At 60.7% G+C, this 5,086-nt stretch carries 4 protein-coding genes; 3 read left to right on the top strand and 1 reads right to left on the bottom strand.

The genetic code is table 11. The annotated features are described in order from the left end of the window. Positions 1 to 389: 389 nt before the first annotated feature. Both tcuC and AC1DH9_RS22005 read left to right on the top strand, forming a co-directional pair. Complete coding sequence (tcuC, locus tag AC1DH9_RS22010) at positions 390 to 1,694, top strand: MFS transporter (protein WP_427539247.1); 1,305 nt, start codon at positions 390 to 392, stop codon at positions 1,692 to 1,694. 25 nt (positions 1,695 to 1,719) lie between these two features. Next, a complete protein-coding gene (locus tag AC1DH9_RS22005) occupies positions 1,720 to 2,496 on the top strand; it encodes a substrate-binding domain-containing protein (RefSeq protein WP_427539244.1) in 777 nt (258 codons plus the stop codon). Between the two features lie 14 nt (positions 2,497 to 2,510). Here the strand turns inward: AC1DH9_RS22005 and AC1DH9_RS22000 are convergent, their stop codons facing one another. After that, on the bottom strand, positions 2,511 to 3,428 hold the full coding sequence (locus AC1DH9_RS22000; protein WP_427539241.1) for a LysR family transcriptional regulator: 918 nt from the start codon (positions 3,426 to 3,428) through the stop codon (positions 2,511 to 2,513). Between the two features lie 195 nt (positions 3,429 to 3,623). Here AC1DH9_RS22000 and AC1DH9_RS21995 point away from each other — a divergent pair. Beyond that, a partial coding sequence (locus tag AC1DH9_RS21995; protein WP_477808774.1) for a monovalent cation:proton antiporter-2 (CPA2) family protein occupies positions 3,624 to 5,086 on the top strand: 1,463 nt, incomplete at its 3' end.

Raw genomic sequence — 5,086 nt, 5'->3', positions numbered from 1 at the left:
GTGCCTGGTCGCCGACGTGCAGGTTGCGAGCATTGATTGGCGCCGACTGGACGATGGTTTGCAGGGTATCGGCGGCCAGGACCGTCGGGCAGATAACTGCAAGACTCACAAGCACCGCCATGGCAGCCAGATTTCTTTGACGCAGCATCGGTATTTCTCCAGTGAATGGGTGACACCCGCTCTAGGACCGCCATTGCGTCCGGTCATTCGAAACGCTCACACCTCACTGTAGCGATGATTCTGCGATTGATCTCACCGCAGTGATAATCCATACGCATCAATGGATGTTAAATATGCACTTATCATATCGATCGACCTGCCCCAGTATCCGGCCTTAATAATATCCATGCGCCACGTTGCGCATGTCATAAAAGCGCGGGAGACACAACATGCAGGCTACAACCCATCCGCCAGCGACATCCGCTCGCAGCAAAGTCAGTGCAATTTTCCGGGTCACCTCGGGCAACTTCCTGGAACAGTTCGACTTCTTCCTCTTCGGTTTCTACGCCACCTATATTGCGGCGGCGTTCTTCCCTGCCAGCAGCGAATTCGCCTCGCTGATGATGACCTTCGCAGTGTTTGGCGCAGGTTTTCTGATGCGTCCTTTGGGCGCGGTGATTCTTGGTGCCTACATCGATGATGTCGGCCGCCGCAAAGGCTTGATCGTCACCCTGTCGATCATGGCCAGCGGCACGATTCTGATTGTGCTGGTGCCCGGCTACGAGACCATCGGTCTGTTCGCTCCGGCGCTGGTGTTGATCGGCCGTCTGCTTCAGGGCTTCTCCGCCGGTGCAGAACTGGGCGGCGTGTCGGTGTACCTGGCGGAAATCGCCACGCCGGGCCGCAAGGGCTTTTTCACCAGTTGGCAGTCGGCCAGCCAGCAAGTGGCGATCGTCGTTGCTGCCGCGCTGGGCTATGCGCTGAACCAATGGATGCCGGCGACAGTGGTTGCCGACTGGGGCTGGCGCATTCCGTTTTTCGTCGGTTGCATGATCGTGCCGTTTATTTTCCTGCTGCGGCGCAGCCTTGAAGAAACCGCAGAGTTCACCGCCCGCCGCCACCGCCCAAGCATGCGTCAGGTGTTCGGCACCTTGCTGCAAAACTGGCAGATCGTGATCGCCGGTATGCTGATGGTGGCGCTGACCACCACCGCGTTTTACCTGATCACCGTGTACGCGCCGACCTTTGGCAAAACCGTGCTGCACCTGAGCACTTCCGATGCGCTACTGGTGACCTTGCTGGTCGGCGTGTCGAACTTCTGCTGGCTACCACTGGGTGGCGCACTGTCGGACCGCATCGGTCGGCGCCCGGTGCTGGTGGCGATGACCCTGCTGACCTTGGCCACGGCCTACCCGGCATTGACGTATCTGGTCCAGGCACCGAGCTTCATCAACATGCTGTTGGTACTGCTGTGGTTGTCGTTCATCTACGGTTTGTACAACGGCGCCATGGTTGCAGCACTGACCGAAATCATGCCGGTGGAAGTCCGCGTGGCCGGTTTCTCCCTGGCCTACAGCCTGGCGACCGCAGTATTCGGCGGCTTCACCCCGGCGATTTCGACCTTCCTGATTCAGTACTCTGGCGACAAGGCCGCCCCCGGTTACTGGATGAGTTTCGCCGCGCTGTGTGCGTTGTGCGCAACGCTGTACCTGTACCGGAGCTCGACCGGTCGTTTACAAGTCGCCGTGCAATAAGCCAACCCCAGACAGAGAAAAGCTGATGAAGAAATTACTGAATTTTGCGGCGCTGACCCTGATCGGCGCCCTGGGCCTGAGCAGCGTTGCCCAGGCTGAAGAACTGCACGTGATGACCTCCGGYGGCTTCACGGCCGCCTACAAAGTACTCGGTCCAAAGTTCGCCGCCGCTACTGGTAACACGCTCGATACAGCGCTCGGCCCGTCGATGGGCAAGGCGCCTGAAGCGATCCCCAACCGGCTGGCCCGTGGTGAGCAGGCCGATGTGGTGATCATGGTCGGCTACGCCCTGGATGAGTTGATCAAGCAAGGCAAGGTCTTGCCCGGGTCACGGGTTGAACTGGCCGATTCGAGGATTGGCCTGGTGGTGCGCGAGGGTGCGGCGAAGCCGGATATCAGCTCGGTCGAGGGGCTGAAGACGACATTGCTCAATGCCAAATCCGTGGCCTACTCCGACAGCGCCAGTGGCGTGTACATCCAGGATCAGCTGTTCAAGCGCCTGGGGATCGAGCCGCAGCTCAAAGCCAAATCGACCATGGTGCCGAAAATCCCGGTGGCTTCGGTGGTTGCCACGGGCGACTACCAATTGGGCTTTCAACAGGTCAGTGAATTGCTCCCGGTGCCCGGCGTGACCTTCGTCGGCAAGATTCCGGAATCCGTGCAGTCGGTGACACGCTTTGCTGCTGGCATCCCGGTTGGTGCGCAACATCCGGTGCAAGCCAAAGCCTTGCTCGACTACCTCGCGTCCCCGGCCGCCCAGCCAGATGTCAAGGCAACCGGACTGGACTCGGTCAGCCGTTAAGGCTGGCGCCGGCCTCAGCCGATCCAGGCTGAGGCCGGCTTGACCTTCATTTCAATAATCAGCCGTTCCAGCTCCAACGCCGCCGGCGTCAGCGTCCGTCCCCGACGCTTGAGCAGGCCGACGCTGCGCATCACTTGCGGATCAGTCAGCGGTATGTGAGTCAGAATCGGGTGGTCATTGCCGGGCATGGCCATCAACGGTACCGCAGCGATCCCCAGCCCTGCTTCAACCAGGCCGATCATGGTGGTGACGTGTCGGGTTTCGCAGATGCTCTGACGCGCCGGAACAATCCCGCTCAACGCCTGATCCAGCAGGAAGCGATTGCCCGACGTCTTGTCGAGGGAGATGTAATCCTGCTGGTACAGCTCGCTCCAGCTCACACTGGCGCGGTTGGCCAAGGCGTGATCACGCCGGCAAGCGACCACATAACGTTCCTGCACCAACGGTTCGAACTCGACGTCGGCCTCCAGCGTGCCCATGAAACTCAAGCCGAAATCCGCCTCGCCATTGACCACTGCGCTCAGCACGTCATGGGCGCTGGAGTCGAGCACCTTGACCTTGATTCGCGGAAAACGCTGATGGTATTGGGCGACCACTCGCGGCATGAAGTAGTAAGCCGCCGACGGCACGCAGGCCACGGTGACGTAGCCCAAACGGGTCGACGCCACGTCGCTGATCCCCAGCAACGCCACATCCAGGTCATCCAGCAACCGGTCGACACTCGGCGCAAACGCTCGCCCGGCCTGGGTCAGGCTCACGCGGCGAGTGGTGCGCTCAAACAGTTTGACGCCCAGCGCGTCTTCGAGCTTTTCAATCCGCCGACTCAGCGCCGGCTGGGAGATGCGCACCGCGTCGGCGGCCTTGCGAAAGCTGCCCTGCTCGACCACGGCGCGAAAAGCCTGCAAGTCATTCAGGTCGAAGTTGATGGCCATGACACGCACTCACCGGCAAACGAATTGATCAGTTTATCCTATGAATGTAACAAATTGATGCAAAATGTAACGCTAAAATCCGCGATAACCGGCACTCATGACTGACTGATGCCGGTCCAGCCTTTATCCTTGGCGCCTTGCCAACCGATGATTGTCTGCAATTTTTGTTGTTCGACGTTTTCCCAGGAGTAAGCCATGCCCCATGAAGGCAACCTGTTGCAAGCCGCTGTCGTCTTTCTGTTCGCGGCGGTGCTCACCGTGCCTTTGGCCAAACGCCTGCAACTGGGCGCGGTGTTGGGCTATCTGCTGGCCGGCGTCATCATCGGGCCGTCGGTGCTGGGGTTGATCGGCAACCCGCAAAGCGTCAGCCATATCTCCGAGCTCGGCGTGGTCTTGCTGCTGTTCATCATCGGCCTTGAGCTGTCGCCACGACGGCTGTGGGTGATGCGCAAAGCGGTGTTCGGCGTCGGTCTGGCGCAGGTGCTGCTGACCGGTTCGGTGATCGGCGTGCTGGCGTTCTACGTGTTCGGCCAGGCGCTCAACAGCGCGATAGTGCTCGGCCTGGGATTGGCGTTGTCGTCCACCGCCTTCGGCCTGCAAAGCCTGGCTGAACGCAAGGAACTGACCAGCCCGCACGGGCGCCTGGCATTTGCGATTCTGCTGTTTCAGGACATCGCCGCGATCCCGCTGATCGCCATGGTGCCGCTGCTCGCCGGCGGTGATCACAGCACGTCCGCCGCTGACGATTTGAACCATGTCCTGCGGGTGCTCGGCAGCATCGCAGTGGTGGTGATCGGCGGGCGTTACCTGTTGCGGCCGGTGTTTCGTGTGGTCGCCAAAACCGGCCTGCCGGAAGTCTCGACCGCCACTGCGCTGCTCGTGGTGATCGGCACTGCCTGGCTGATGGACCTGGTCGGCGTGTCGATGGCACTCGGCGCATTCCTCGCCGGCTTGCTGCTGGCGGACTCGGAATACCGCCATGAACTGGAAGCACAGATCGAACCGTTCAAGGGCCTGTTGCTGGGGCTGTTTTTCATCAGTGTCGGCATGGGCGCCAACATCAGCCTGCTGTTCAGCGCCCCGGCGACGGTGCTGGGCCTGACCCTGCTGCTGATCATGCTCAAGCTGCCGATGCTGTTTGTCGTCGGGCGACTGGCCGGAGGTTTGAATCGGCTGAGTGCGTTGCGCCTGGGCATCGTGCTGGCGGCGGGTGGTGAATTTGCGTTCGTGGTGTTCAAGATCGGTCGTGATCAAGGCTTGTTCGACCCACGGATGTACGACCTTCAGGTGCTGACCATCACCCTGTCGATGGCCGTGACCCCGCTGTTGCTGCTGATGTGCGGTCGACTGGTGAAATCGAAGATCGAGCCCGTCGCCGTGCCGCCACACTTGCGCGAAATCGACACCGACGCCCCCCGCGTAGTCATCGCCGGCCTGGGCCGTATGGGCCAGATCGTCGCGCGGATTCTGCGGGCACAAAAAATCCAGTTCGTCGCCCTCGATACATCGGTGGAAACCATCGAGCTGTCGCGCAGTTTTGGCGGTGTTCCGGTGTTCTATGGCGACCCRATGCGCCCGGAAATACTCCACGCGGCCAAGGTCGGGCAGGCGGAGTTCTTTGTGATTGCCACCGATGACCCGGACACCAACATCAAGAC

The sequence above is a fragment of the Pseudomonas sp. 05T35 genome (assembly GCF_056396605.1).
This window is presented reverse-complemented; position numbering and strand designations above follow the sequence as displayed.